Genomic DNA, 26060 nt, shown 5'->3' on the forward strand with positions numbered 1-26060 from the left:
CGGGAGCAGGCGCGTCACCAGCGCAGCAGCACCGTTCCCACGCTGAGCCCGCTCGCCAGGCCGACCAGGGCGACGAGGTCGCCGCGCCGGACGCGCCCGGCTTGAGTGGCCAGGTGGAGCTGCATCGGGATCGTGGAGGCGGCGAGGTTGCCGTGGTCGACGATGGTGACCTCGGCCTTGTCCTGCGGAGCGCCCATCAGCTCGCAGACCCACCGCAGGGCCGCGAGCGAGGGCTGGTGCGCGCAGACCGTGGCCATGTCCTCCCAGCCGAAGCCGTGCTCGGCCAGCGGCTGTCGCAGCATGCTCAGATCCAGCTTCTTCACCCCGACGGCCAGCCCCACCGAGTCGATGGTGAAGGCCCCGGTGCGGAGGGTGCCCGTGCCGTCGTTGATGAACGGCATCACCGAGGCGTCCCAGTGCGCCGAGCTCGCGAAGAACCGGTGTCCCAGCACCCCCGGAACGTCGCTGGCCTGCATCAGCAGCGCGGTGCCCGAGTCGGAGACGGTGTAGGAGGGGATCGCGGCCACGAAGTCCTTCTCCGACGCCGTCCGCATCGGCATCGTGCAGGTGAGGAACTCGCCGCACGCGATGAGGACGGTCCGATGCCGGCCCGAGGTGATGAACAGGTCCGCGATCTCGATCGCGTTCAGCACGCTGTTGCAGGCGTTGCGCACGTCGAACACCGGGCAGTCGGCGCCCAGCTTGGCGGCCACCATGTGCCCGGTGGCGGGCTCGACCGCGTCGGCCGACACCCCGGCGTAGATGATCAGGTCGATCGAGGGCGGCGTGTGCCCGGTCTGCCGCAGTACGTCGCGGGCCGCGGCCACCGCCAGGTCGGAGGGCAGTTCGCCGGCCGGTGCGACATGCCGTCGCCGTACCCCGCTGAGGCGTTCGATGAGGCCGCGCGGAATGTCCATGCCCGGATTGCGCTCGGCCAGCAGCTCTTCGAGCTGCGGGGTGGTGAGGCTGTCGGCGGGCAGATGCGCCGCCACGGCGGTCACCTGGGAGTAGCGCGGCGCGCTCATGCCGCCCCGCCCGGTGTTCTGTCCTCTGCCTGCAGCTTTGGCATGTATAGCCGCCTTTCCGGGATCAATTGGTGATCACGTTAAGGGCGGGCTGATCGCGTGCAATGCGGGAAACACCCGGGCTTTGAGCAAGTTGCCGGGCTTTTGACCTCCGGCATCCGTCGCGGAGCCGGGGCGGACGACGCGCGGGCATGGTAGATCAGGTGCAGGAGTTCGGCTCGATCCGGGGGATGCCATGGCTGTGACGGAAGTCGGGGAGTGGCTCGCCGGGCGGGCGGTGGCGTTGAGCGGCCTGGCGCCGGGCACGCCCACCGATGACCTGGAGCCGCTGCGGCCGGCGCTGGCCGGGGTCCGCGTGGTGGGGCTGGGCGAGTCCACCCACGGCACCAGGGAGTTCTTCCTGCTGAAGCATCGCCTGCTGGAGTTCCTCGTCGGGCGGCTCGGCTTCACCACCCTGGCGATGGAGGCCAGCGCCTCGGCGTCGCGCGCGCTCAACGACTACGTCCTGCACGGCACGGGGGACGCCGGGGAGACGCTGACCGGTCTGGGTTTCTGGACCTGGAACACCGCGGAGATGCTGGCGGTCGTCGAGTGGCTGCGCGAGCACAACAGGACGGCTGAGGAGTCGCGCAAGGTGCGGTTCGCCGGCATCGATCCCCAGCACGCCGCCGGGTCGCTGCGCGAGGTGCGCGCCTTCCTCCAGGAGGCGGCGCCCGGCCGCGTCGCGGAGCTCACCGGCCCGCTCGCCGGGATCGACGGCTTCCGCCTGGGCTTCGACCGGCCGGTGGCGGGCGGCCTCGACGCGGCGCGCCGCCTGGAGGACTTCCTCGCCGGCGAGGCCGAGACGCTGACCGGTGAATACGGCGCCGGTCGCGTGGACGACGTCCGCTGGCACGCCCGGATCGTGCGGCAGAGCGCCGACCTGGCCGGCCGGCCGTTCCGGCACCACGACGCGGAGCAAACCGTCTCGGCCGCGCGCGACGCCTACCTCGCCGACAACGTGGACCTCCTCCTGCGGGACCCCGGGGCGAAGGTCGCGGTGTGGGCGCACAACGGCCACGTGGGCAAGAGCCGCTACGGCCGCGACGCCGTCATGAAGGGGTCGCACGCAGGCATCATCCCGATGGGGCAGCACCTGGCCCAGCGGCACGGCGCCGCCTACTACGCGCTCGGCCTGCTGTTCGGGCAGGGCGAGTTCCGGGCCCGCCGCAAGCTCTTCGGCCGGATCAGCACCCGCAGGCCGCCGGCCAGGCACCGGGTGCCCGCCGCCGGCACCCCGGCGGCCGTCGAGACGCACCTGGCCGCCGCCCACGACGGCGACCACGTGGTGGACCTGCGCGGCGGCCCGCACCCGGAGGCCGTACGCGAGTGGCTGGACGCAATCCAGCACACGCGGAGCTACGGCGCGGTGGTGGGCGCCTTCAGCTACAAGCTCGCCTTCATGCCCACGGTGCCGGCCGAGGCGTACGACGGCCTCGCCTTCGTGGCCCGCGGCACCTGCTCCACCCGTCTCTGAAGGCCCAGCTCTAGCGATCCTCGGGCGCCGGCTGGACGTGGGTCAGCTCCACGCCCAGGAGGTCGGCCGTCGCCCGCAGGTCGGCCGCGCGCCGGCCGGTGCCGAGCGCCCAGTGGTGCGAGATGCCGCTGGCGCTCCAGGCGTCGGTCCACTCTCCGGGGTCGCAGCCGAAGTCCACCCTGGACGTGGTGTTGCCGATCTGCAGCAGCGGCCCCTCCACGACCTCGCCCTCCGAGACGACGAAGCCGTAGCTGCCGTCCCTGGCCTGCCGCAGCCCGAACGCGGTCACCGGCCCCGGCTTCACGTCGAACTCGACCGACACGCCCCAGCCGCGCTTGCCGTGGTAGACGCCCAGGCCGCGCAGCAGGGGCCGCCGGGCGCTGATGGCCAGGTGGGCCGGGCCGTCGTGGCCCATCTCGACGTGACCGAGACGGAAGTCGAGCGCCTGCAACTCGGTGAAGGAGCCGCCCGCGCCGAGGCGGTCCATGATGAGCATGGCCAGGCTGGTGCGCAGCTCGTACTCACCGGCGGCCGGGATGCCGCGGGCGGTGAGCAGCGACGCGCCGAGGATCATGCCGGCGCCCAGCCGCTCGTGGATCTCGCCGTCCAGCCCCCGGTGGTAGTACGCGAGGCTGTCCAGCTCGAACTCCTCGACCAGCCGGTCCAGCCCGACCGACACGCGGGCCGCCCACGCCAGGTCCTCCTCCTTCACCGAGTCGGCCAGCTCGAACACCTCGCGGGCCAGCGCGATCCGCTCGCCGGTCTCGGCGTCGGAGACCTTCTCCACGCGGACCCGCAGGTCGTCGAACTCCAGCACCTCGACGTGCCCGCCGAAGTTCGCCGACACCAGCGTGAGGTCCGTGGCCACGTCCAGCATGCCCGGATAGAGGTGGCCCATCAGGCCGTGCCGCCCACGGCGCAGCGCGGCGCGCACGCCCGCCGCCCGCACCCACCGGCCGATCCGCGCCCACGCCCGCTCGTCCTCCAGGTACCCCGACACCGAGCGGAACGGGATGCCGAGCCGGGTGAACGCGTTGGCCATCTCGGGCAGCGGGCAGGCCCCGCAGTAGGCCAGCCACTGCCCGGTGTCGAAGGTGGCGTGATCCATCGACTCGGTCGGCTGCAGGTTGATCAGCAGCACCGGCGCGCCGCTGCGCTGCGCGATCGGCACGAGCATGGTCGCGGTCATGTACGTCGTGAGGAACCCGACGATGAGATCGCAGCCCGCGGCGCGCAGCTTCTCGGCCGCGGCCGCGCCCTCCTGGGCGTCGGAGATGAACCCGACGTCCACGATCTCCGCGTCCAGGTCCCGCATCCGCTCCGACACGCGCGCGGCCGAGCGCTGGAGCTGGGGCAGCAGGTCGGGGAACTGCGGCCAGTACGCCCCCAGCCCTCCTGCCACCAGCCCCACCTTGATGCGGGGCGGCGTGCTGCGAGTGAACGTGCTCATCCGGGTTTCCCTTTCGATCAGCGAACTTCGACCTCGATGATGCGGGTGTAGTCGTTCGCGCCGTTCGAGGCCAGGGCGACGATGCGGACCGCGTCCGCGCTCACCGGCGCGAAGTCGGAGCGCACAGTGCCCGCGGTGTTGCCGCGTACCTGCGCGACCGTCTGCCACTGGCCGCCGACCTGCGCCTGGACGTCCCAGTCGCGCAGCCCGACCGACGCGGCGGGATAGCGTTCGGTGTCCAGCGTGTACAGGTCCACCCGCGAGATCTGCCTGGCCGAGCCGAGCGCGACGGAGATGGTGTCCGGCCAGACCCGGCCGGTGGCGTCGTTCCAGCCGTTGCCGCCGGCCCACCCGTTGGACGAGCGGTCGCCGTCGACGATGCTGCAGCCCGGGTAGTTGGCGTTGACGTGCTGGGACGACGCGGTGACGGGGCGGCGCAGCGCGAGGTTGCCGCCGTTGTCGAGGCGGTCCACGGGGACGACCTCGATCGGCACGGACAGCGTCTTGGACGAGGTGCGCAGGCGCAGGCCGTACTCGCCTTCCGCGGTGCCCGGCGGGACGGCGATCAGCAGCTTCGCCCCGAGCTCGTAGCCGGGCGGCAGGTAGCTGGTCAGCATGGAGCGCGAGGCGGTCAGCGGCGGGTCGAGCTCCACCTGCATGGTGGCGTAGAGGGGCTTCTTCGCGTCGCTGCGCATGCCGATCTCGATCTTGGCGGGACAGGCGGGGTCCACGCCGAGCGGGGCGAACAGCCGGTCGGCGCCGGCGATCGGCGTGAGCGCGCCGGTGCCCTTGGAGGTGCCCGGCTTGACCTTGACGGACACGGCCGGCGGGGGAGTGGGCTGGGGATCCCAGGCCGCGGCGGTGGTGGTGAGCGTGACGGCGGCGACTGCGAGCGCTGCGGTGAGGTGACGCATGATCGTTCCTTCCTAGAGCGCGTGCAGGCCGGGGGCGCCGTCGAGGGTGACCAGGCTGGCCCTGGTGGAGACCGGGGCGCCGGGCCGGTCCACGTACGGGACGACCTTGAAGTCGGCCCGCCACTGGCTGCGGGTCAGCTCGCAGGAGACGTAGCCGCGCTGGTAGCTGGAGAACTTCAGATGCGGGTTGGCCGGGTCGGTGCCGCCGGGCGGCAGGCCCGTGCTCGCGCTGCCGTTGCCGCCGCTGCTGACGGACGTGCCGACGAACTCGACGCCGACCGTGGCCGAGGCCGGGTCGTCGAAGTTCGCCTTCAGCTCGCCCGCCATGTTGTAGTGGATGTCGCCGGTGAGCACCACGGGGTTGCTCACCTGGCGCTCGACCATGCCGTTGAGCACGCGGTCCTTGGCGGCCTTGTAGCCGTCCCACAGGTCCATGCTGAGCCGCTGCGCCGGGCCCGGGTCGTAGTCGAGCTGCATCATGGCGATCTGCTGGGCCAGCACGTTCCACTTGGCGCGGCTGGCGTCCAGGCCGTCGAGCAGCCACTTCTCCTGCTCGGCGCCGAGCATCTGCCTGGCGGGGTCGAGGCGCTCGGCGCAGTTCACCTGCTGCCCGTCGCCGCAGACCTGGTCGTCGCGGTACTGCCGGGTGTCGAGCACGTTGAACTCGGCCAGGTCCCCGAAGGCGAACCTGCGGTAGATGCGCGCGTCCGGGCCCTGCACGGCGGGCACCCTGACGGGCATGTTCTCCCAGAAGGCGCGGAAGGCGTTGGCCCGGATGACCAGGTAGTCCTGCTCGCTCACCTCGCCGCCTGGGCCGTAGGGGCCGGCCCAGTTGTCCAGCACCTCGTGGTCGTCCCAGGTCACGATCCACGGCGCCCGGTGGTGCGCGGCCTGCAGGTCGGGGTCGCTCTTGTAGAGGCCGTACTGGACGCGGTAGCGGTCGAGCGTGTCGCACTGCACCCGGAACTGCTCGGGCACGGGCGTGCTCCGGTTGCCGCCGGTCGGGACGATGCCGTACTCGTAGATGTAGTCCCCGAGGTGGAAGACCACGTCGGGGTTCTCGTCGGCGAGGTGGCGGTAGGCGCTGTAGAAGCCGTCCTGCCAGGACGCGCACGAGGCGAAGGCCACCCGCAGCGACTCCGGGCTGCTCCGGAGGGCGGGCGCGGTCTTGGTGCGGCCGACCGGGCTGATCTGGCCGCCGGTGCGGAAGCGGTAGAAGTACTCGCGGCCCGGCCGCAGCCCCGTGGCGTCCACGTGGACCGAGTGGCCGTACTCGGGGGTGGCCCAGGCCGAGCCGTGCCGGGCGCGCCGCGTGAACGCCTCGTCCTCGGCGATCTCCCAATCAACCTTGATCTTGTTGTACGGCATCCCGCCGAGCGGCTCCAGCGGCTTGGCCGCCAGCCGCGTCCAGAGGATCACCCGGTCGGGCAGCGGATCACCCGAGGCGACGCCGAGCTGGAAGGGATAGTCACCCTTCACAGCGGCGTGCGCGGTCCATGGATCGGCCAGGCCGGTCGTGAAGGCCACGGCGAGCGCGCTGCTGCCGAGCCCGAGAAACGAGCGTCGCGAAGGACGATGCATGCTTGCTTCCTCAGCTGGGGGGCCAAAGCCCTCACTTTCTAGCAAGCAGGCAGACTCTTAACAAGATGCAAGTTACAAATAACACCTCTCCGCGTTACATCTCGGCCACCTCGACCTGCGGATGGCGGTCGCGGAGCCGCTGAAGCAGATCGGCGGGCGCGTTCGCGTCGACCACGACGACGTCGAAATCGGCGAGCGGCGCCACCCGGTGCAGCGCCACCCTGGCCAGCTTGGAGCCGTCCACGGCCAGGATGCGCCGGGCGCCAGACCGCAGCATCGCCCGTTTGACCAGCACGATCTCCTGCTCCTGGTGGAAGGCGTAGGTGTCGGAGATGGCCGAGGTGGAGACCACGACCACGTCCGTGCTGACCGCCTCGACCGCGTCCACACATCCCAGGCCGAGAAAAGAATCATGCGTGGCGTGATATTCGCCGCCGAGCGCGATGAGCCTGATGTCGGGATGCCCGGCGAGCAGCCTGATCGCCTCCAGGAAGTTCGTCACCACCGTCAGCGGCGCCAGGTCGCCGAGCTGGCGGGCGACGGCCAGCGCCGTCGTGGAGTCGTCCAGCATGATCGAGCTGCCCGGCTCGATCAGGCCCGTCACCACCCGGGCGATCGCGTCCTTCTCCGCCGTGTGCGCCTTGAGGCGGTAGGCGATGTTGCTCTCCCACACGTTGCTGGCCTGGGCGGTGGCGCCGCCGCGGACCTTGCGCACCATGCCCTGGCGCTCCAGCTCGTCGAGGTCGCGGTGGACGGTCATCACGCTCACGCCGAAGCCTTCCGCGAGCTCGGTCACGGACGCCGAGCCCTGGCGCACGATGTGCTCGGCCATGCCGTGCCAGCGTGCTGACCTGCTGGAGGTGTGCTGCCGCGGATTCACTCTGGATCTCCACCTTCTCGGACGGCTGCGGATCCTACACTTGACACCCAACTTGGGCGACTCATACTCTCCCGGCATCCATCACTTTTAACAATCGTCGGTGTTAAGTTCACAGCCGTTAAAACGTTCGCATAGATGTTCTCTCGGGGGACCACATCTTCCGTATGGACCGAGGAGACAGAACATGTCCGATCTTCTGCACGACGCCAAGGTGAGCCGCGGCCAGTTCTTCCGCCTGATGGGCGGCCTGGCCGTGGCCGCCGCCGCCACCGCGTGCTCGACCCGCCCCGAGACCACCGCGACGGCCGGCGGCGGCCAGGCCACGACCGAGCTGAAATTCATCGGCGTGGCCGACCAGAAGGCGCCGATGGACGAGCTGGTGGCCGCGTACCAGAAGGTCAAGCCGGCCGTACGGCTCAACGTCTCGTACGCGCCCACCGACCAGGTGCAGACCTCCATCCGCACCCAGCTCGGCGCCGGCAACGCCCCCGACCTGCACGTCGTCTACCCCGGCAACGGGAGCGCGATGTCGATGTCCCAGATCGCCAAGGCCGGGCTGCTGGCGGACCTGTCGGCCCAGGCATGGACCCAGACGATCCCCGCCGGGTTCAAGCCCGCCTTCCAGCTCGACGGCAAGACCTACATCTACTCGGCCGGCTCGTCGGTCATCGGAGCGATCTACAACAAGAAGGCCTTCGCGAAGGCGGGCATCGACGCGCCGCCCACGACGTGGACCGAGTTCCTCGCGGTCTGCGACAAGCTCAAGAAGGCCGGGGTGGTGCCGATCGCGCTCGGCGCCCAGACGCCGTGGGTCACCCAGCTCATCACGTACGCGCTGGTGCCCTCGACCGTCTACGCCAAGGATCCGACGTTCGACGACAAGCAGCTCGCCGGGCAGACCACGTTCGCCCAGTCCGGCTGGCGCCAGGCCATGGAGATGTACCTGGAGCTGCAGAAGCGCGGCTTCTTCAACGACAAGCCCAACGGGACCACGTTCGAGCAGCAGACGTCGATGGTGGCCACCGGCAAGGCCGCGATGGCGATCCAGGTGTCGGCCGTGCTGCCGGACTTCCGCAAGGCCGCCTCCACGCCCGACGACCTGTCGATGTTCCCCCTGCCCGGGGCGGACGACGCGGCGTCGGTGTGGATCCCGGCCGGCGTCGTCGTCGGTCTCGGCGCCGCCGCCAAGGGCGCGCACGCCGAGGAGGCCAAGGCGTTCATCGACTTCCTCGGCAAGCAGGAGAGCATCAACGCCTGGGCCAAGGCCATCGCCGCCATCCCGCTCACCCAGGACGCCTCCTCCTCCATCGACCCGGCCGTCCAGTCGTTCCTGCCGTTCACCAAGGACCGCGCGGTGCCGTTCATGGACCAGCGCTGGCCCAACGCCGAGGTCCAGCCGGTGCACTTCGCGGTGATCCAGGAGCTGCTGGCCGGCAAGTCCACGATCGACGAGGCCCTGAAGAAGATGGACGAGGCGTACCAGAAGTGACTCCCCTGACCGCATTCCGACCCAGGCACGTCCGCGCAGGGCGGCGGCGCTTCAACGCCGGCGCCCCGCCCTGGCTGTTCGCCGCGCCCGCCCTCGTGGTGTACGCGCTGGTGGTGCTCTATCCCGCGGTCAGCGGCATGTTCTACGCGTTCACGGACTGGAGCGGAATCGGCCAGGACAAGTCCTTCGTCGGCTTGGCCAACTTCCGCACCCTGTTCGGCGACGAGCAGGCCATGGGCTCGATCGGCAACACGTTGCTGCTCACCGTGGCCATCGTGCTCGTCCAGAACGGCGTCGGCCTGCTGCTGGCGCTCGGGGTGCACGCGAAGCTGAAGAGCCGGGCGCTGCTGCGGGTGATCTTCTTCGCGCCCGTCGTGGTCAGCCCGGTCATGGTGGCCTTCCTGTGGAAGTACATCTACAACCCCGACCCGTCCGCCGGGCTGAACGGCCTGCTCGGGCTGGAGGTGGACTGGCTGGGCGACCCGTCGGTGGCGCTGTGGTCGATCGCCGGCATGGTCGTGTGGCAGTACGCCGGTTACTCCATGGTCATCTTCCTGGCCGGGCTGGAGGGCGTGCCCAAGGAGCTGCACGAGGCCGCCATGATCGACGGCGCGGGCACCTGGCAGCGCTTCCGCTACGTCACCTGGCCGCTGCTGGCCCCCGCCGTGACGATCAACCTGATGCTGTCCACGATCGGCGGACTCAAGCTCTTCGACCAGGTCTTCGCCGCCACGAACGGCGGACCGGGCTACGCCACGGAGACGCTGTCCACGGTGCTGTACAAGCAGGCGTTCGTGTTCGGCAAGTTCGGCTACAGCACCGCGATCGCCCTCGTGCTCGCCCTGTTCGTGGCCGCCGTCTCCCTCGTCCAGGTCTACTACCTGCGCAGCCGGGAGGTGACCGCATGAGAAGGACCTTCCTGCTGGAAATCGTCATGATCGCGGCAGCGGTGGCGTTCATGTTCCCCGTCTACACCCTGATCTCGCTGGCGCTGAAGGACCCCGCGCAGATCTCCCAGTCGCCGCTGGCCCTGCCGAACCCGCCCACGTTCGGCAACTTCACCAGCGCCTGGTCGTCGGCGGCGCTCGGCCCGTCCCTGATGAACAGCACGGTGATCACCGTGGTCAGCCTCATCGCGCTCATCGCGCTCGGCTCGTTCGCCGCCTACTTCCTGGCCCGGGTGCAGACCCGGCTCGGGTACGGGCTGTACATCCTCTTCCTGCTGGGCATCGTCCTGCCGTTCCAGCTCGGCATGATCCCGCTCTACCAGCTCGTGACCGAGCTCGGGCTGATCGGCACGCATGCCGGGATGATCCTCTTCTACACCGGCATCCAGCTCCCGTTCACCGTCTTCCTCTACACCGGCTTCATCCGGGCGCTGCCCCGCGAGTACGCCAGCGCCGCCCAGATCGACGGCGCCTCGCACCTGGTGGCGTTCACCCGCGTCGTCTTCCCGCTGCTGCGGCCCATCACCGGCACGGTGCTGATCCTCAACGCCGTCTTCATCTGGAACGACTTCTTCACCCCGCTGATCTACCTCGGCGGCTCCGGCTTCGAGACGGTCCCGGTCAGCGTGTTCGCCTACGTCGGCCAGTACGTCTCCCAGCACGGCCTCGTCTTCGCCGGCCTGGTGCTCGGCGCGCTGCCGATCGTGCTGGTCTTCCTGGCGTTGCAGCGTTACGTCATCAAGGGCTTCTCGAGCGGGCTCAAAGGATGAACGTCTTCGAGCTGCTCAAGGAGCCGCCCCGCGAGTACTCCCCGGCCGCCATCTGGTGGTGGAGCGGCGATCCGCTGCGCGCGGACCGGCTGCGCTGGCAGATGGAGCGGCTGGTGGCCGGGGGAGTGCGCAACCTCGTCATCCTGAACCTGGCGCCCTCGGGGCCGACGTTCGGGGCCGACGCCGACGACCCGCCGTTCCTGTCCGAGGCGTGGTGGGAGCTGCTCGACGGGGTGTGCGCCGACGCCCACGAGCTGGGCGCGTACCTGTGGTTCTACGACCAGCTCGGCTTCTCGGGCGCCGACCTGCAGGCCCGGCTGGTCGTGGAACGCCCCGAGTTCGCCGGGCAGTGGCTGGCCCCCGACGGGTCGGTGTCGCTGCGCGGCTTCGACTACCTGTCGCCCGAGGCGTGCGCGGTGCTGCTCGACCGGGTCCACGGCGAGTTCGAGCGGCGGGTGGGGCACTGGTTCGGCCGGGTCATCGCCGGGTCGTTCCAGGACGAGCTGCCGACCCTGCCCACCTGGTCGGCCCGGTTCGCCGAGGAGCACCTGGCCCGCCGCGGCACGGCGTTCACGCTCGGCGACCCGGACTGGCAGGCGTACCAGCGGACCAGGGCCGAGCTGGCGGAAGAGGCGTTCTTCCGGCCGCTGGCGCGCTGGCACGAGCGCCACGGCCTGCTGAGCGGCTGCGACCAGCAGGACCCGGCCCGCGCCGGGCACCCGGTGGAGGGCGTGCAGCTCTACGCCGACTACGCGAGCACGCACCGCTGGTTCAGCGCGCCCGGCTCCGACCACCACGGCGACGCCCGCCTGCACTCCTCGCTCGCCCACCTGTACGGCCGGCCGCGCACCTGGATCGAGGCGTTCCACTCCAGCGGCTGGGGCGGCACCCTGGAGGAGACCTTCGACTGGCTGCTGCCCTGGCTGCGGGCCGGCGCCACCCTGTACAACCCGCATGCGGTCTACTACACGACCAGGCGCGGGTGGTGGGAGTGGGCGCCGCCGTCGACCGACTGGCGCCAGCCGTACTGGCGGCACCACCGCGTCTTCGCCGACGCCGTCACCCGGCTGTGCGCGGCCCTGTCGCAGGGCCGCCACGCCTGCGACGTCGCGGTCCTCCTGCCCACCACCACCGCCCAGACGGGCACCGCCCTGGACGGCGCCTCGGTGTCGGCGGGTCCGGGGCCGGACGGGGCTTCCGCGTCGGCGGGCGCGGGGCTGCCCGAGGCTTCCGCGTCGGCGGGTCCGGAGCCGGACAGCGCTTCCGCGTCGGCGGCGCGGGCTCAGCGGGTCTACCGGGAGATCGTGGGCGACATGGCCTGGTTCGCCACCGAGCCCGGTGAGCTCGACCGGCTCTGCCTCGACGCCGACGTGATCGACGACGACTCGGTGCGCCGCGCGACCGTGGACGACGGCCGCCTGTCCGTGTCCACCGAGGCCTACCGCGCGATCATCCTGCCCGCTGCCACGGAGATCGGCGCGGAGGTCGCCGCCCGGCTCGGCGAGTTCGCCGCCGCCGGCGGGCTGCTCGTCGCCGTCGGCACCATCCCCGACGCCCTGCGCGCCGGTCCAGGCGCGGACCGGATCCAGTACGCGGAGTCCGTAGCCGATCTGGGCGCGGCGCTGGCCGGGCTGCCCCGGCGCGTCGAGGCCCCGGTGCCCGCGCTGGTGCGCGAGGCGGGGGACAGCACGCTGGTGTTCCTGACGGCGGCGGCGCCGATGGCCAGCAGGATCAGCGTGGGGCGCCCCGGCGAACGCGGTGTGGACCTCGGCTGGCTGGACGCCGTCATCGACTTCGACCCCGCCAGGTACGCCCGCGACATGCGGATCACCGTCCGGGGCGTCTCCGGCACGCCGCTGCTGGCCCGCCTCTTCGACGGGGGCGAGCCGCGCGCGCTGCCGCACACGCGCGACGGCGACGACGTGGAGGTGGTCGTGCCGTTCGACGACGGGCCGGCCGCGCTGCTGGTGTTCGACGGTACGCACGCCGAGCCCGCACCGCCGCGCGTCCCCTACCCGGTCGAGGTCGACCTCGGGGACGAATGGGACGTCGAGCTGGTCCCCACCCTGGACGACACCTGGTCCGACTTCGGCGGGGGCCCCGGTACAGGTACGGCCGTCGAGTGCTGGACGCTGCGCACGCCGGACGGGGAGCCGGTGGACGTGACGTTCGGGCCGCGAGGGGAGCAGCGGACCGGCGACGGCCCGTGGACACCCTCGGTGTGGTCGGTCTCCCGCGGGCTGCGCAAGGACCCCGTGCACCGGGAGACGCTCGGGCCGAAGGGGCACGTGCCGATGGAGTTCCTGGCGTTCGGCCGGGTCGGGGCGGGGGCGGAGGCGCGCTTCCGCAGCGTGCTCACCGTGCCGCCGGGCCCGGCCGCCTGGCTCTCCGTGGGCGCGGGGGCCGCCAAGACCCTGTGGCTCGACGGCGTGGAACGCCCGCTCGACGACGCCGGGTACGCCGCCGTCACGCGGACGCCCGTCGAGCCCGGCGAGTATCTGCTGGAGCTGCTGCTGGTGCCCGACGAGGAGCTCGACCTGCGGGCCTACGCCTGTCTGGTGACCGCACCCGCCGACGCCGTCCGCCCCGAGTGGATCGCCGGCGCGGCGCTGGAGACGACCGTGCGCGCCACGGCCGGGCCGTACGAGGTGCTGCAGGTGGCCTCGACGGCATCCTGCCGAGTGCTGGTCAACGGCACGGAAGTGGGCAGGCAGGGCGGCTTCGACCCCTACGCCGAGGCTGACATCCCCCGGGTGCGCCGATACGACGTGTCCGGGCTGCTGCGCGCGGGCGACAACACGATAAGGATCGAGTCCGGCGGCTGGGTCCTGGCGGACGGCCTGGCCGTCTCGGGCCCCGGCTGGGTCCTGGCGGACCGCGCCGCCGGCCCCGGCGGGCCGCGTTCGCCCAGGGTGCGCCGACGCCAGCAGGGCGACCCGGCCGCGCTCTACCTGCGGCCCCGCCCGCACCCCCTGCCGGAGGCGGACTGGCTCGACGGCCGCCCCACCGCGCTCCCCGCCACCTTCGCCGTGCCGGACGCCGTGCCGAGTGCCGGGCCGGTGGCGGTGCCGACCACCGGGCCGACCACCGGGCCGACCACCGGGCCGACCACCGGGCCGACCACCGGGCCGACCACCGGGCCGACCACCGGGCCGACCACCGGCTCGGGCGCTGGGCCGGGTGCCGGGGTGCGGACCGAGGTGTTCCTGGTGGATCCGCCGCCCGGCGCGACCGCCGTCGAGGTGAGCGCGCCGGGCCCCGTCGAGGTGCGCGGCCGGCTCGGCGACGGGACCGTCGAGCTGCACGCCACCACGGCCCCCGGCGCGCAAGGGGGAGCGGCGTTCGACGGGCCTGTCCGCTTCACCTGCGGTCCCGGCCGGATGCGGCTGGGCGACTGGGAGGAGCAGGGCCTGGCCGGGTACAGCGGCGGCGTCCGCTACCGCACCACCGTCACGGCCGCCGCCGGACCTGCCCTGCTGGACCTGGGCCGGGTCAGGGGCACGGCGGAGGTGACGGTGAACGGGCGGCCGGGCGGCGTGCGGGTGTGCTCGCCGTACACGTTCGACGTCCGGCTGGACGAAGGCGTCAACACCGTCGAGATCCTGGTGCTCGGGACACTGGGGCCGTACCTGGACGAGATCAGCCCCACGCACTTCGTCTTCCCCGGCCAGCGCAGCACCGGCCTGTTCGGTCCCGTACGCCTGCGTTAGCCCCGGCCGGCGCCGCTCAGCGTGTTCGAGGAAGCGTTCCTCGAACACGGCGGCGCCGGCCGCGGTCCCGGTGCTAGATGGTCACGAAGCCGGTGGCCAGCCCGATGATGCCGACGACGGCTCCCGCGGCGACGATCAGGAACAGGACGAGCTCGGCGGGGGAGAACAGGCGCCTGCCGTGCTCGCGGCGGGTGATGGCGAACAGGATCGCGCCGGGCGCGTAGACGACGCATGACAGCAGCAGGAACTCCAGCCCAGCGGCGAAGACGAGGAACGCCGTGTAGAGGACGGCGAGGGCGGCCACCAGCACCTGCGTGCCGCTGCCGCCGAGCTTGAGCGCGTATCCCGCGGCCAGCAGGTACGGCACCAGCGACAGCGCGCTGGTCAGCTTGAGCGTGAAGGTGAACGCGTCGTCGGAGAACAACGTCACGACCAGCACGGCGGTGATCAGCGCACTGGTCAGCACGAGGGCCGCCGCCGGGGTGCCGTGCCGGTTCTCGCGCCGCAGGAAGGCCGGCATGTCGTCGTCCCTGGCCGCCACGAACAGCACCTCGGCCGCCATCAGTGTCCAGGCCAGGTAGGCGCCGAGCACCGAGACGATGAGGCCGACGCTGATGAGGACCGCGCCCCACGTGCCCACCACCGCTTCCAGCACCCCGGCCATGGACGGCTGGCGCAGCCCCTCCATCCGCGCCTTGGGCAGGGCGGCGTACGACAGGAGCGTGACCGAGGCGAACAGCGCCAGCACGCCGAGGAAGCCGAGCACGGTCGCCCGGCCCACGTCCTCGCGCCTGCGCGCGTAGCGCGAGTAGACGCTGGCGCCCTCGACGCCCAGGAAGACGAAGACGGTGACCAGCATCGTCGCCCTGATCTGCTCCCACAGCGGCCCGTCGCCCCACAGGTTGGCGTGGAAAGCGCCCGACTTGAAGGTGATGGCGAGGATCACCACGAACAGCACGATCGGCACCAGCTTGGCCACGGTCACGATCCTGTTGATCGCGGCCGCCTCCTTGACCCCGCGCAGGATCATGAAGTGGAAGCCCCACACGCACACGATGGACACCGCGACGGCCAGCAGCGTGTTCCCCTCGCCGAAGCCCGGGACGAGCGCGCCCAGCGTGGACTTGATGAGCACCCAGTAGGAGACGTTGCCGACGCAGGCGCTGGCCCAGTAGCCGAAGGCGGAGAAGAACCCGGGGAACTCGCCGAATCCCGCCTTGGCGTAGGCGTAGACGCCGGCGTTCAGGTCGGGTTTGCGCACGGCGAGCGACTGGAAGACGAAGGCCAGCATCAGCATGCCCGCACCGGCGATCACCCACGCGACCACGGCCCCGAGCACGCCGGTGGCCTGGGCGAAGTTGCGTGGCAGCGAGAAGACCCCGGCGCCGACCATCGATCCGACGACCATGGCGGTCATGGTCGTCAGGGACAGTTTCTGGGTCGTGGTGGTGGCGCTGGTGTCAGCGGCGCTCATCGGCTGGCTCCCGCCCGGCGTGGATCTTGGATCGTTCTCCACGATAGGTAGGCGGAGTTCTTTTCACCCCGGATCGTCGCCGCAATTTTCGTTGGGAATTGCGTTTGACGCTCTTTGCCAGAGACGCTGACCTGCGGAAACGCTGGCGGGCGAGTGACATGCCGGGCGGCCTGTGCCGCCTGCGGTCACGTCACTCTCGCCGGCTCGGCGACCCGCTCAGCGGTGACGCCGGCGACGACGGTTGCTCCGGTTGGTGTCGGAGCCGCCGCTCCCTGATCCCGGCAGCGGGTACGGCTCGTACGGCGCCCGGACGCGTAGTAGCACGCCTGGGAAATAGTGCTTGATCGACATGACATCCCCCCGTTCGATCACTCCCTATTCGGACATTCATCCATCTCCAACCCCCGGTATATACCGATGCTTCCCCGAAAAACCGACATAAGGGATATTTCGACCAGGGGTTTACCGTCCGCCGCCCCCGCGGTTGCCTGCGGCGGCCATCCGGCCGCTGCGGGGTCCCAGGGGGTCTCAGGGGGATGCCGGGCCGGGCTGCACGCTCACCTGCCGGCCCACGTCCTCGTCCTCGGCCGCGGCCAGCACCACGTCCATCAGCCCGGGAAAGCGGGCCTGCAGATCCTCCCGCCGCAGGACGACGAAGCACCGCGTCCCCTCCTGCCGGGTGCGCGTCAGCCCCGCATCGCGCAGCACCCGCAGATGGTGGCTGAGCGTCGACTTCGCCACCGGCGCCCGCAGCTCCCCCCACCCGTGCTCACGCCCGTCGGCCAGCACGCGGATCAGCCCGACCCGGATCGGATCGCTCAGCGCGGCCATGACCCCCGTCAATGCGATCTCGCCCACTTCGGGGTGATGTGCCTGCTTCATTCCCCCATGGTAGCTTGTTCGATGTTTCACGAACATCGAATGAGAGGGGTGGGTCATGCCCGACAGCAGGCTGCACGACCGCGTAGTGATCGTGACCGGAGCCGGATCAGGCATCGGCCGCGCCGCCGCGCTCGCCTTCGCCCGCGCGGGAGCGCACGTCCTCGGCGTCGGCCGCCGCCCTGACGCCCTCCAGCAGACCGCCGACCAGCACCCGGGCATCGCCGTCCTGGCCGCCGACCTCACCGCGGCGGACGCGCCCCAGGCGGTGATCGACGCGGCGGCCGGCCGCTGGGGGCGGCTGGACGTCCTGGTCAACAACGCCGGCGTCACCGCCGTCATGCCCCTGGCCGACACCGACGCCACCCGCGTCAACGACCTGCTGGCGCTCAACGTCACCGCGCCGAGCCTGCTCGCCCAGGCCGCGCTCCCGTACCTGCGCGCCCATCGGGGCACGATCGTCAACGTCTCCAGCACGTACGGTCACCGCCCCCTGCCCGGCGCCGCCCACTACGCCGCCTCCAAGGCCGCGATCGAGCAGCTGACCAGGAGCTGGGCGCTGGAGCTTGCCGCCGACGGCATCCGCGTCAACGCCGTGGCCCCCGGCCCCACCGCCAGCGAGGCCCTGACCGCGGCAGGACTGTCCGAGGCCGTCGTCCAGCAGATCGAACAGGACGAGGCCGCCCGCATCCCGCTCGGCCGCCGCGGCACGCCCGAGGAGGTGGCCGCCTGGCTCGTCCACCTCGCGGACCCCGCCGCGACCTGGATCACCGGCCAGATCCTCACCGTCGACGGCGGCCTGGAGCTCACCTGATCCACGCCGCCGCCGACAGCAGGCTGATAGCGGTGTAAGCGCTGGTCAAACGTCCAGTCGAGGATGAGTCAGCACTTGTCACGCCGGTGATGAGCCACCCCGGCGTTTCCTGGGCCGATGGTTATAAACGGAGCTGTCTTGATCTTCGTTTCAACGCGCCGGGGGACAGATTGATGAGCCACGTAGGACGAATGGCGACGGGCACGGGCCTGCTGGCCGCCCTGCTCGTACCGGGACCCGCGGTCGCCGAGCCCGGCCTGCCGCGGCTCGGCCCCACGCCCGCCGTGCCGCAGCAGGCGCTGAACCTGACGCTGGACGGCGCCTCGCTGTCCGTCAGGGACGCGTTCGCGATCCTCGACGGCCGCCCCGTCGCGGCCCGCCTCGCGCCACGGGCGCGGGCGAACATGGTGGAGGCGCGCAGGGGAGCGCTCGCCGCCCTGAGCGGTCAGCGGGTCTACGGCTGGAACCAGGCGCTCGGCCCGCTGAAGGACCGGCCGCTCTCGCCCGAGCAGGCCGAGCAGTTCCAGCGCAACGTCCTGCGTTCGCACTCGTCGGGCATCGGCGAGCCGCTGCCCGACAACGTCGTCAGGCTGGCCCTCGTGCTCAAGGCGAACCAGATGGCCAGGGGCAAGGTCGGGGTACGGCCGGAGGTGCCCGAACGCCTGCTGGCCATGGTCAACGCGGGCGTCGTGCCCCGGATGCCGCAGATCGGCTCGCTGGGCACCGGCGACCTGCAGCCGCAGGCGGCGGCGGGCCTGGCGGCGATCGGCGAGAACGCGCCCGTGCGCTACCAGGGCGCCGAGGGGCCCGCGTCCGCGATCCTGCCGCAGGCCGGGCTCGCACAGAGCTTCACCCTCCAGGCGGGGGAGGCGTTGCCGATCATCAGCGGCAGCACCGTCCTGGCCGCCACGCTGATGGACGCCGTGCGCCGCGCCTCCGTGCTCGCCGACCAGGCGGAAGGGGCCTTCGCCCTGTTCATGGAGGCGACCAGGGCCGAGCGGAGCTCGCTCGACGCGCGTACCCACAGGGAACGGCACATCCCCGAGCAGGACGCCGTCGCCGCGCGGCTGCGCGCGATGGTCGCGGGCTCCGGCTGGATGACGGAAGAGGGCCGCAAGCGGCTGGACCCGGTCAACTACCACCCGCGGGTCCAGGACGCGGTGTCGGTACGCGCGGCCCCGCACATCATGGCCGGCCTGCGGCAGGTGCTCGCCGACGCCCGCAGGACGCTGGTGCGCGAGGCGAACGCCTCCACCTCCAACCCGCTGGTCTTCAAGCGCAAGAACGGCAACGGGTACGAGTTCGTCATGGGCGGCAACTGGGACGGCTCCGTCATGGGCCACGTCGCCGACTCGCTGAACGCCGAGATCACCGACGTCGGAGTGCTCTCGCAGGAGCTGTCCGGGCGGCTGCTGTCGCCCACGTGGAGCTACGGCCTGCCCGCCAACCTCGCCGGCGGGACGGTCGGCATGAACTCCGGGATGGTCCAGATGCAGACCGTCGCGGCCGCGCTGGTCCCGGAGATGCAGGTACGGGCCACACCGGCGGGCACGCTGTCCCGCCCGGTCAAGGACGGCCAGGAGGACCACAACACGATGGCCATGGCCTCGGTCCGCAACCTGCACGAGAACCTCGACCGGCTCGAAGCCGTGCTGGCCGTCCAGTACCTCATGTCGGCCCAGGGCATCGACCTCATCGCGCAGAAGATGTCCGGCCTGTCGCTCGGCACCGTCACGCGCAGCCTGCTGACCGAGATCAGGAGGTACGTCCCGCCGCTGGGCGAGGACCGTTACCTGACCCCCGACCTGGAGCGGGCCGTCACCCTGGTGCACGACCGGCGCCTCGTGCCGGTCACCGGAGGGGCGGCGCGGCGCGCGGCGGTCACCGGACGGCCTTGATCGAGTACATCAGCGGGATGCGCGGCCGTCCCGCGGGCAGCCGGAAGCCCCCGTCGCGGTGCTCCAGGCTCGCGAAGCGCTGGAAGAGCGTGTGGTCGTGCTCGTGCAGGAAGTCGATCCGCAGCCCGGCCGCGGCCAGCGCGGAGACCACCTCGCCCACCGGGTGCTGGAACTGCACGGAGGTGCTGTTCGCCAGCTCGCCGGGGCCGGTGTAGGTGTGCGGCTCGTCCCAGACCTGCGGGCCGGGGGCGAAGTAGTCGTAGGTGACGGTCGACGCGGTGGCTTCGTCCAGCGTGTCGGCGAAGGGGTGGAACTCCGACAGATACAGGAAGCCGCCCGGCTTGAGCAGGGCGGCGACCACCTCGGCCCAGCGCCGCATGTCGGGCAGCCAGACGAGCGCGCCGATGCCGGTGTAGACGATGTCGTAGGCGCCGCCCAGCGCGGCGGGCGCGTCGTAGACGTCGGCGGCGACGAAGCGCGCGTCGAGCCCGCACTCCTGCGCCAGCTCGGTGGCGGTCTCGACGGCGCGCTCCGACAGGTCCAGGCCGCTGACCTGCGCGCCGCGCCTGGCCCAGGCCAGGGTGTCGAGCCCGAAGTGGCACTGCAGATGAGCCAGCGACTTGCCCGTGACGTCGCCGACCTCGTCGATCTCGAAGTCCCGCAGCGGCTCCCGGCCCGCCTTGAAGCCGGGGACGTCGTAGAAGTCGCTGGCGACGTGGATGGGCACGCGGTCGTTCCAGTTGGCGCGGTTGACGGCCAGGTAGTCGATCTCGCTCATGACCGTCGAGCTTAGGGTCCCGCCTGGGTGCGGCCCAACCATATTTCCGGTGCGGCCGCAGCGGGTCAGGAGGCCATGACCTGCGCGGGCGTCCGGGAGGCCGGGTTCGTTCAGGCGCCGGGGATGCGCGCGTCGATCTGCTCGCGGGCGTGCGGGCAGTCGTCGAAGCTGAGCGGGCAGGCCAGGGCGTGCTCGATCAGCTCCTTGGCCGCCTGTGCCAGCGCGATGCGCTGCTCCAGCGCCCGGACATGGCTGGCGAGCAGGTCGGCGTGGTCCATCGGGTCCGGCGTGGACAGCAGGTGGCGGAGCGCGGTCAGGCCCAGCCCGGCCTCCTTGCCCATCCGGATCATCGCGACCCGCCGCAGGTCGGCCGGGCCGTAGCGGCGGTGCCCGCTCCCGTCCCTGGCCGGGGCCAGCAGGCCGGCGCTCTCCCAGTGGCGCAGCACGTGCGCGGGCAGCCCGAACCGGGCGGCCAGCTCACCGATGGTCAGGCCCGCGTTCATGCTGCTCTCGGCCACGCACAGACTCTCCCACAGCCCGGCCTGCCCGGATCAGCCCCGATCAGCCTTCCGCCTGCCAGCGCTCGCCGGTCGGCAGGCTCACCACCCGCAGGTCCGGTCCGGCCAGGGCCACGGCGTCCGCGGCGGTGCCGTTCGTACGGAACAGCGCCGAGAGCGGATCGTGCCCATGAGCATCGTGTACGGGCACCAGCACCCGCGCCCCGAGAGCGGCCGCCCCGGCCACGGCACGGGCGGGGTCCATCACCAGACGCGGGCCGAGACGCGCCTGCAGGCCGTTGACCGGCAGCAGCGTCAGGTCCACCGGCGAGTGCTCGGCCCGGTACCGCTCCAGCGGGGCCACCTCGCCCATCTCCCCGCCGAAGAACACCCGGCCGCCGGCCGTGGCGAAGACGTAGGCGTTGTTGGGCCACATCAGCGTCCGCCCCGAAGGCACCACGCGCATCGACAGGCCGGCCGCGATCTCGCGAGCGTCCCCCCAGCGCACCCGCTCGGCGCGCTGGAAGCCCAGCGCTCTGGCCCGGCGGGCCATCCCCGCCGTGGGCACGTACAGGGGGGTGTGCTCCTTGCCGGGGAACGCGCGCAGCGCGCGCAGGTCCCAATGGTTGGTCGCCAGGTTGGTGACGACGATGGCGGTCAGCGGGCCCAGCTCGGCGATCCGCAGGCCCAGAGGCTCGCCGCGGCGCAGCCACCATCGTTCGGTGAACCAGGGGTCGGTGAGCACCGCGTGCCCGTCCAGTTCGAGAAGGACGCAGGAGTTGACGACTCGGGTGACGGCGATCGTTGCGTTGATCATGTCCTCGACGATGAGGGTTCACGTACACATGAAGTCAAGCGTGCGCCCGGCTCCCGGAGCGGTCCGGGAGCCGGGCGCGGCCGGCGGTCACGTGCGGGTGGTGACGCTCTCCTCGGCGCGGGCCGGCGTGCGAGCGCGCAGCGTCAGCGCGGCGAGCAGCGCGCCGGCGACGGCGATGCCCGCGGCGCCGGCGAACGCCGAGGAGAAGCCGCTGGTCAGCGCGGGCAGGTCGCCGAGCCGCCCGGCGCCGTTGGCGGTGGCGACGGCGGTCATCGCGGCCAGGCCGAGCGCGCTGCCGACCTGGTAGCCGGTGTTGACGATGCCGGAGGCGAGGCCGCCCTCCTCGGGCCGGGCGGAGGAGATCGCCGTGCCGAGTGACGGGATGAAGGCCAGCGACATGCCCAGGGCGGCGACCAGGCTGGCGGGCAGGACGTCGGCGGCGAAGCTGCCGTCCGGGCTGATCAGCGACAGCCAGCCCATCCCCGCGGCGAGCAGCACCAGCCCGGCGACCGTGACGGCCTTCGGGCCGAACCGGCCGATGGCGCGCGGGGCGAGCACGACCATGCCGATCATGATGAGCACGGTCATCGGCACCAGGGCGGCCCCGCTGGGGAAGGCGCTGAAGCCGAGCACCTGCTGCAGGTACAGGTTCAGGAAGAACCACATCGGGATCCACGCGCCGCCGAGCAGCAGCTGGGTGAGGTTGGCGGCGGCGAGGTCCGGGGTGCGGAAGATCGACAGCCGCATCAGCGGCTCACGGCGACGGGCCTGGACGACGACGAACGCGCCGAGCAGCGCCGCCGCCCCGGCCAGCACGAGCCAGGTCTCGGCGGAGCCCCAGCCGGTCTCGGGCGCCCGGACGATCGCGTAGACGGCGGCGCCGAGTCCGCCGGTGACGGTGAGCGCGCCGGCGACGTCGACGGAGCCGCGCCGCGCCCGGGCGGCGGGCATCAGGGGACCGGTGGCCAGCAGCGCGGCGAGCGCGATGGGGATGTTGATGTAGAAGACCCAGGGCCAGCTCAGGTATTCGGTGATGACGCCGCCGAGGAACACGCCGGCGGTGCCGCCCGCCGGGGCCGCGGCGCCGTACAGGGCGAGGGCCTTGGTGAGCTCCTTCGGGTCGTGGCCGAAGAGCATCATCAGCAGGGTGAGGGCGGACGGCGCGATCAGGGCGGCGCCGACGCCCTGTACGGCGCGGCCGGCGAGCTCGATCCACACCTCGGGGGCGATGCCGGCGACGAGCGAGCCGGCGAGCAGGATGAGCCAGCCCGCGCCGAACAGCCGGCGTGCGCCGAACAGGTCGGACAGGCGTCCGCCGAGCAGCAGGAGCCCGCCGAACGCGACGACATAGGCGTTGAAGACCCAGGACAGGCTCTCCTGGGAGAAGCCGAGGTCTTCCTGGATGCGGGGGAGGGCCACGCCGATGATCGACGTGTCCATGATGACGATGAACTGGGCGGTGGCGATCAGGGCCAGGGCGGCCCATCGCCGGGGGGATGGTGCGGACATGAGCACTCTCCAAGCTTTATGCCATACCCGGGTAGGGTATATGGCGCTTTCGCGAAGCCCCCTGCCGGTGCGCTGGAGGGGGTACGGGGCGAGACCATACATACGGGCGGGGGGTATCTGTCAAATCCGACTTGGATACCCCTATGGGGTATGGTACGTTCCCAAGGAAACGACGATCCAATACCGCCTGGGGGCACCAGATGTCCGACTACGCGCTCAACCCGCTGACCACCGTCGAGGCCGGCCAGGCCACCGACTTCCGCTTCACCGTGACGGGCCCCGGCGGCGCGCCGGTGACCGGTTACCAGGTTCAGCACGACAAGAAGCTGCACTTCATCGTCGTCTCGCGGGACCTGACGACGTTCCAGCACCTGCACCCGGAGCTCGGCGGCGACGGTGTCTGGTCGGTACGGCTGACCCTGGGCGACCCGGGCGCCTACCGGGCCTTCGCCGACTTCGCCCCGATCGGGGGCGGCGGCCTGACGCTGGGCGCCGACCTGCTGGTCGCCGGCGACCACGCGCCGAAGGCCCTGCCGGAGGTCCGGCGTACGGCCGAGGTGGACGGCTACACCGTCTCCCTGGCCGGTGACCTGGTGGCCGGACAGGCCGGGCCGCTCACGCTCACCGTGGGCAAGGACGGCCGGCCGGTCGCGGACCTGCAGCCGTACCTGGGCGCGTACGGGCATCTGGTCGCCCTGCGCGCCGGCGACCTCGCCTACCTGCACGTGCACCCGGAAGAGAGCGACCAGGCGGGGCCGGAGATCACCTTCCACGCGGAGGTGCCGAGCGGCGGCGACTACCGGCTGTTCCTGGACTTCCAGCACGCGGGCAAGGTCCGCACCGCGGCCTTCACCGCCCAGGCCGGTGCCGGGCGGCCGGGCGGCGGCGCGGCCCACGCGCACTGATCGCCGCCCGCCTGGAGCGGGTCAGTGGCCGTGGTGATACTGATGCGTCACCGCATGCCCCTTGCCCCGGGAGATCAGCCACTTGTTCACCGGCGTCGTCAGCACGAACGCCACCAGCAGCGACCCGGCCAGCGCGGACCAGAACAGCCAGCTCGTCAGCCCGGCGTCCATCGCTCCTGGCACGGTCAGCATCACCGCGTTGTCCAGGATCTCCATCACCGCGATGGACACGGTGTCGGCGGCCAGCGCGACCTTCAACGCGGTGCGGAAGTCCACACCGGCGCGCAGCACCCCGCGCATCGTCAGCGCATAGCCGAACACGAAGGCCAGCGCCACGGCCAGCACCACCGTGGCGACGCTGGACAGCCCGGCGGCCGTCCCGATGACCATGCCCAGCACCTCGCCGATGGCACATCCGGTCAGGCAGTGCAGGGTCGCCTGCGCCGCCGTCCGCCAGGTGGCGTGGTGACTGCTGTGATCCATGATGACGCTCCTCAGAAACATTATACGGGTACGGGGTATCAAGCATAGACGAGTCCGCGCTGGATACTATAAGCAGTAGTAGGTCAGAAGGTGAAGAGCGAGTGGCAGTGGTGGGCCAGGAACGAGCTGAGGCCCGGCACCAGGGCGACCGCGGCCGGGCCGCTCAGCAGCGCGGCGACCGCCAGCAGCCCGGTCAGCCGCTCGCGCCGCCCGAGCGGGGCCTCCGGGTTGAGCATTCGCCGCACGCGGGAGAGCGCCGTCTCCCCGCCCGCGCCGAGCGTGAACGCGGGCGCGTGCCCGGTGGCCAGCCGGACCAGCGCGGCGGCGATCTGCACGCGCGGATGGCGGCGGGCTGCCACGTCGTCGGCCAGCAGCTCGACCAGCCGGGCGATCTCCGTCCTGGCCTGCCCGAACAGTGGCACCCCAGGAAACGCCCTGGCCAGGGCCTCGGCGGCGGCGAGCACGAGGTGATGGCGGCCGCGGAGATGGGCCTGCTCGTGCGCCAGCACCGCGGCGACCTGCTCGGGAGCCAGCGTGCTCAGCGCGCCCGTGGTGATGACCGTCTGGGCGTGCCGGCCCGGCACGCAGTAGGCCAGCCGCTCGTGGTGGTCGATCACGACCGCGCCCAGCTCGGTGTCACGCCGGCCGAGCAGGCTGAGCAGCGCGGCGTGCGCGCGTCGCTCGCGGCCGGCCCTGAACAGCACGGCCGCGCCGCAGTAGACCGCTCTGGCCGCCACCGAGCCGGCCGCCAGCAGCGCTGCCGCACCCGCCGGAGTCAGCCCCGAGCCGTCGCTCAGCATGTCGGCGCAGACCTCGAACAACCCGGCCAGGCCGTGTCCCACGACCTCGGCGGGCACGGCGAAGGCCAGCGCGGCCAGCACGGCGGAGGCGACCACCGAGGCGGCCGCCGCCTGCCAGACGGCGATCGCCAGCCGTGGCGCCCGGTCGGCCCGGTGCGCGGCCCGCCGCCCGAGCGCGGGCAGCCAGATCGCGGCCACGATCGTGTAGAGCACCAGCACGAGGGCGGCGATCATGCCGCGCCGCCCTTGTGCGGGAACACCTGCAACGCCGCCTCCAGGGCCGTGGCCTCCTCCGGCGTGAGCCGTTCGATGAAGTGGACGAGCGTGGCGGCCTGGTTGCCGCTGCCCGCCAGCGCGCTGCGCATCAGGTCGGCGGTGTAGGCCTCCTTCGAGGCCACCGGCTCGTAGACGTAGGCCCTGCCGACCGGCTGACGCTTGAGCAGGCCCTTGGTGTGTAGCTTGTCCATGACGGTCATCACCGTGGTGTAGGCGATCGCCCGCTCCTGCCGGAGGTCCTCGAACACGTCACGGACGGAGGCCGGGCGCCGCCTGGCCCACATCCGGTCCATGATCGTGGATTCGAGCTCGCCGAGACCGCGCATCATGGCGGCAATCCTACCGGCGATCGTAGATGCCTCGACTGGCCCGTCCAGGCGGCGGGGCCGCGCTGGTCGCCAGGTGCCTCACCGCGGAGGTCGGATCCTCAACGCCGGAGCCGGGCGGCCGTACGGACAGCACGACGACCAGGAGGGGGATGAGCAGCCACGCGTGGCCCCACAGCCCGATCCACGCGGCTTCCGGCGCCGTCACGCCGGACCAGGTCACCAGCGCCACGCAGAGCAGCGTCTCCTGCGCGGCCAGGCGTCTCCTGCGCGGCCAGGATCACCACGGTCAGCGCCAGGACCGTCCTCAGGCGCGTCATCC

The 26060-nt window shown here is 71.9% G+C and carries 23 protein-coding genes; 8 read left to right on the plus strand and 15 right to left on the minus strand.

All coding sequences use genetic code 11. The features are described 5' to 3' along the window. Window positions 1-14: 14 nt before the first annotated feature. Window positions 15-1025, minus strand: coding sequence for a 3-oxoacyl-ACP synthase III family protein (locus ABEA43_RS35020; RefSeq protein ID WP_345568666.1), 1011 nt, complete (start codon window positions 1023-1025; stop codon window positions 15-17). A 235-nt stretch (window positions 1026-1260) separates the two neighbouring features. Here ABEA43_RS35020 and ABEA43_RS35025 point away from each other — a divergent pair, with 235 nt between their 5' ends. Further along, on the plus strand, window positions 1261-2541 hold the full coding sequence (locus ABEA43_RS35025; RefSeq protein ID WP_345568667.1) for an erythromycin esterase family protein: 1281 nt from the start codon (window positions 1261-1263) through the stop codon (window positions 2539-2541). A gap of 10 nt (window positions 2542-2551) precedes the next feature. Here the strand turns inward: ABEA43_RS35025 and ABEA43_RS35030 are convergent, their stop codons facing one another. The 4 genes from ABEA43_RS35030 to ABEA43_RS35045 all read right to left on the minus strand — a co-directional run bounded on the left by ABEA43_RS35030 (window position 2552) and on the right by ABEA43_RS35045 (window position 7366). Then, window positions 2552-3991, minus strand: a complete 1440-nt coding sequence (locus tag ABEA43_RS35030; RefSeq protein WP_345568668.1) for an L-fucose/L-arabinose isomerase family protein — start codon at window positions 3989-3991, stop codon at window positions 2552-2554. A 17-nt stretch (window positions 3992-4008) separates the two neighbouring features. Then, the gene (locus ABEA43_RS35035; protein ID WP_345568669.1) at window positions 4009-4905 is read right to left on the minus strand and encodes a discoidin domain-containing protein; all 897 of its coding nucleotides are present in this window, start codon (window positions 4903-4905) and stop codon (window positions 4009-4011) included. A 12-nt stretch (window positions 4906-4917) separates the two neighbouring features. Beyond that, window positions 4918-6486: an alkaline phosphatase D family protein gene (locus ABEA43_RS35040; protein WP_345568671.1), complete on the minus strand. Its 1569-nt coding sequence runs from the start codon at window positions 6484-6486 to the stop codon at window positions 4918-4920. 94 nt (window positions 6487-6580) lie between these two features. Further along, window positions 6581-7366: a DeoR/GlpR family DNA-binding transcription regulator gene (locus tag ABEA43_RS35045; protein ID WP_345568673.1), complete on the minus strand. Its 786-nt coding sequence runs from the start codon at window positions 7364-7366 to the stop codon at window positions 6581-6583. A gap of 184 nt (window positions 7367-7550) precedes the next feature. On the opposite strand from ABEA43_RS35045, the gene ABEA43_RS35050 reads away from it, so the two are divergent. The 4 genes from ABEA43_RS35050 to ABEA43_RS35065 are packed head-to-tail and all read left to right on the plus strand — an operon-like array spanning window position 7551 to window position 14282. Beyond that, a complete protein-coding gene (locus ABEA43_RS35050) occupies window positions 7551-8855 on the plus strand; it encodes an extracellular solute-binding protein (RefSeq protein ID WP_345568674.1) in 1305 nt (434 codons plus the stop codon). Further along, window positions 8852-9763, plus strand: a complete 912-nt coding sequence (locus ABEA43_RS35055; RefSeq protein ID WP_345568675.1) for a carbohydrate ABC transporter permease — start codon at window positions 8852-8854, stop codon at window positions 9761-9763. The genes ABEA43_RS35050 and ABEA43_RS35055 overlap by 4 nt, the downstream gene beginning before the upstream one ends. Beyond that, entirely contained in the window at window positions 9760-10572 is an 813-nt protein-coding gene (locus ABEA43_RS35060; RefSeq protein WP_345568678.1) for a carbohydrate ABC transporter permease, read from the plus strand. The genes ABEA43_RS35055 and ABEA43_RS35060 overlap by 4 nt, the downstream gene beginning before the upstream one ends. Then, entirely contained in the window at window positions 10569-14282 is a 3714-nt protein-coding gene (locus ABEA43_RS35065) for a hypothetical protein (protein WP_345568679.1), read from the plus strand. The genes ABEA43_RS35060 and ABEA43_RS35065 overlap by 4 nt, the downstream gene beginning before the upstream one ends. Window positions 14283-14355: 73 nt before the next feature. Here ABEA43_RS35065 and ABEA43_RS35070 read toward each other — a convergent pair whose 3' ends face one another. Both ABEA43_RS35070 and ABEA43_RS35075 read right to left on the minus strand, forming a co-directional pair. After that, on the minus strand, window positions 14356-15756 hold the full coding sequence (locus tag ABEA43_RS35070; protein ID WP_345568680.1) for a basic amino acid/polyamine antiporter: 1401 nt from the start codon (window positions 15754-15756) through the stop codon (window positions 14356-14358). A gap of 528 nt (window positions 15757-16284) precedes the next feature. After that, window positions 16285-16638 (minus strand): ArsR/SmtB family transcription factor, encoded by a 354-nt coding sequence (locus ABEA43_RS35075; protein ID WP_345568682.1) that lies wholly within the window; start codon window positions 16636-16638, stop codon window positions 16285-16287. A gap of 55 nt (window positions 16639-16693) precedes the next feature. On the opposite strand from ABEA43_RS35075, the gene ABEA43_RS35080 reads away from it, so the two are divergent. Both ABEA43_RS35080 and ABEA43_RS35085 read left to right on the plus strand, forming a co-directional pair. Continuing rightward, window positions 16694-17449 carry an SDR family NAD(P)-dependent oxidoreductase gene (locus ABEA43_RS35080; RefSeq protein ID WP_345568683.1) on the plus strand — a complete coding sequence of 252 codons (756 nt, stop codon included), beginning with the start codon at window positions 16694-16696 and terminating at the stop codon, window positions 17447-17449. A gap of 191 nt (window positions 17450-17640) precedes the next feature. Then, the gene (locus ABEA43_RS35085; RefSeq protein WP_345568684.1) at window positions 17641-19347 is read left to right on the plus strand and encodes an HAL/PAL/TAL family ammonia-lyase; all 1707 of its coding nucleotides are present in this window, start codon (window positions 17641-17643) and stop codon (window positions 19345-19347) included. Here the strand turns inward: ABEA43_RS35085 and ABEA43_RS35090 are convergent. The 4 genes from ABEA43_RS35090 to ABEA43_RS35105 all read right to left on the minus strand — a co-directional run bounded on the left by ABEA43_RS35090 (window position 19331) and on the right by ABEA43_RS35105 (window position 22948). Continuing rightward, complete coding sequence (locus tag ABEA43_RS35090; RefSeq protein ID WP_345568685.1) at window positions 19331-20125, minus strand: class I SAM-dependent methyltransferase; 795 nt, start codon at window positions 20123-20125, stop codon at window positions 19331-19333. The two genes, ABEA43_RS35085 and ABEA43_RS35090, sit on opposite strands and share 17 nt — an antisense overlap. A gap of 110 nt (window positions 20126-20235) precedes the next feature. Then, window positions 20236-20643, minus strand: a complete 408-nt coding sequence (locus ABEA43_RS35095) for a MerR family transcriptional regulator (RefSeq protein WP_345568686.1) — start codon at window positions 20641-20643, stop codon at window positions 20236-20238. Between the two features lie 43 nt (window positions 20644-20686). After that, on the minus strand, window positions 20687-21439 hold the full coding sequence (locus ABEA43_RS35100; protein WP_345568688.1) for an MBL fold metallo-hydrolase: 753 nt from the start codon (window positions 21437-21439) through the stop codon (window positions 20687-20689). Window positions 21440-21526: 87 nt separating this feature from the next. Next, the gene (locus ABEA43_RS35105) at window positions 21527-22948 is read right to left on the minus strand and encodes an MFS transporter (RefSeq protein WP_345568690.1); all 1422 of its coding nucleotides are present in this window, start codon (window positions 22946-22948) and stop codon (window positions 21527-21529) included. A 200-nt stretch (window positions 22949-23148) separates the two neighbouring features. Between ABEA43_RS35105 and ABEA43_RS35110 the strand changes: the two genes are divergently transcribed. Continuing rightward, the gene (locus tag ABEA43_RS35110) at window positions 23149-23853 is read left to right on the plus strand and encodes a hypothetical protein (RefSeq protein WP_345568691.1); all 705 of its coding nucleotides are present in this window, start codon (window positions 23149-23151) and stop codon (window positions 23851-23853) included. 21 nt (window positions 23854-23874) lie between these two features. On the opposite strand, the gene ABEA43_RS35115 is transcribed toward ABEA43_RS35110, so the two are convergent. The 4 genes from ABEA43_RS35115 to ABEA43_RS35130 form a co-directional block, all read right to left on the minus strand. Beyond that, a complete protein-coding gene (locus ABEA43_RS35115; RefSeq protein ID WP_345568693.1) occupies window positions 23875-24336 on the minus strand; it encodes a DUF4396 domain-containing protein in 462 nt (153 codons plus the stop codon). An 83-nt stretch (window positions 24337-24419) separates the two neighbouring features. Then, window positions 24420-25370 carry a M56 family metallopeptidase gene (locus tag ABEA43_RS35120; protein WP_345568695.1) on the minus strand — a complete coding sequence of 317 codons (951 nt, stop codon included), beginning with the start codon at window positions 25368-25370 and terminating at the stop codon, window positions 24420-24422. Continuing rightward, complete coding sequence (locus tag ABEA43_RS35125) at window positions 25367-25741, minus strand: BlaI/MecI/CopY family transcriptional regulator (RefSeq protein WP_345568697.1); 375 nt, start codon at window positions 25739-25741, stop codon at window positions 25367-25369. The genes ABEA43_RS35120 and ABEA43_RS35125 overlap by 4 nt, the downstream gene beginning before the upstream one ends. 10 nt (window positions 25742-25751) lie before the next feature. Further along, entirely contained in the window at window positions 25752-25970 is a 219-nt protein-coding gene (locus ABEA43_RS35130) for a hypothetical protein (RefSeq protein ID WP_345568698.1), read from the minus strand. Window positions 25971-26060 lie beyond the last annotated feature (90 nt).

This window comes from Nonomuraea rosea (assembly GCF_039539705.1).
Taxonomy (GTDB): Bacteria; Actinomycetota; Actinomycetes; order Streptosporangiales; family Streptosporangiaceae; genus Nonomuraea; species Nonomuraea rosea.

Excerpts from the sequence above, each read along its gene's own strand:
- ABEA43_RS35120 (WP_345568695.1), bottom strand. The coding sequence starts at position 25,370 with ATGATCGCCGCCCTCGTGCTGGTGCTCTACACGATCGTGGCCGCGATC.
- ABEA43_RS35070 (WP_345568680.1), bottom strand. The coding sequence starts at position 15,756 with ATGAGCGCCGCTGACACCAGCGCCACCACCACGACCCAGAAACTGTCC.
- ABEA43_RS35025 (WP_345568667.1), top strand. The coding sequence starts at position 1,261 with ATGGCTGTGACGGAAGTCGGGGAGTGGCTCGCCGGGCGGGCGGTGGCG.
- ABEA43_RS35085 (WP_345568684.1), top strand. The coding sequence starts at position 17,641 with ATGGCGACGGGCACGGGCCTGCTGGCCGCCCTGCTCGTACCGGGACCC.
- ABEA43_RS35035 (WP_345568669.1), bottom strand. The coding sequence starts at position 4,905 with ATGCGTCACCTCACCGCAGCGCTCGCAGTCGCCGCCGTCACGCTCACC.
- ABEA43_RS35080 (WP_345568683.1), top strand. The coding sequence starts at position 16,694 with ATGCCCGACAGCAGGCTGCACGACCGCGTAGTGATCGTGACCGGAGCC.
- ABEA43_RS35050 (WP_345568674.1), top strand. The coding sequence starts at position 7,551 with ATGTCCGATCTTCTGCACGACGCCAAGGTGAGCCGCGGCCAGTTCTTC.
- ABEA43_RS35115 (WP_345568693.1), bottom strand. The coding sequence starts at position 24,336 with ATGGATCACAGCAGTCACCACGCCACCTGGCGGACGGCGGCGCAGGCG.
- ABEA43_RS35100 (WP_345568688.1), bottom strand. The coding sequence starts at position 21,439 with ATGATCAACGCAACGATCGCCGTCACCCGAGTCGTCAACTCCTGCGTC.
- ABEA43_RS35065 (WP_345568679.1), top strand. The coding sequence starts at position 10,569 with ATGAACGTCTTCGAGCTGCTCAAGGAGCCGCCCCGCGAGTACTCCCCG.
- ABEA43_RS35030 (WP_345568668.1), bottom strand. The coding sequence starts at position 3,991 with ATGAGCACGTTCACTCGCAGCACGCCGCCCCGCATCAAGGTGGGGCTG.
- ABEA43_RS35110 (WP_345568691.1), top strand. The coding sequence starts at position 23,149 with ATGTCCGACTACGCGCTCAACCCGCTGACCACCGTCGAGGCCGGCCAG.
- ABEA43_RS35040 (WP_345568671.1), bottom strand. The coding sequence starts at position 6,486 with ATGCATCGTCCTTCGCGACGCTCGTTTCTCGGGCTCGGCAGCAGCGCG.
- ABEA43_RS35090 (WP_345568685.1), bottom strand. The coding sequence starts at position 20,125 with ATGAGCGAGATCGACTACCTGGCCGTCAACCGCGCCAACTGGAACGAC.
- ABEA43_RS35125 (WP_345568697.1), bottom strand. The coding sequence starts at position 25,741 with ATGATGCGCGGTCTCGGCGAGCTCGAATCCACGATCATGGACCGGATG.
- ABEA43_RS35020 (WP_345568666.1), bottom strand. The coding sequence starts at position 1,025 with ATGAGCGCGCCGCGCTACTCCCAGGTGACCGCCGTGGCGGCGCATCTG.
- ABEA43_RS35105 (WP_345568690.1), bottom strand. The coding sequence starts at position 22,948 with ATGTCCGCACCATCCCCCCGGCGATGGGCCGCCCTGGCCCTGATCGCC.
- ABEA43_RS35075 (WP_345568682.1), bottom strand. The coding sequence starts at position 16,638 with ATGAAGCAGGCACATCACCCCGAAGTGGGCGAGATCGCATTGACGGGG.
- ABEA43_RS35060 (WP_345568678.1), top strand. The coding sequence starts at position 9,760 with ATGAGAAGGACCTTCCTGCTGGAAATCGTCATGATCGCGGCAGCGGTG.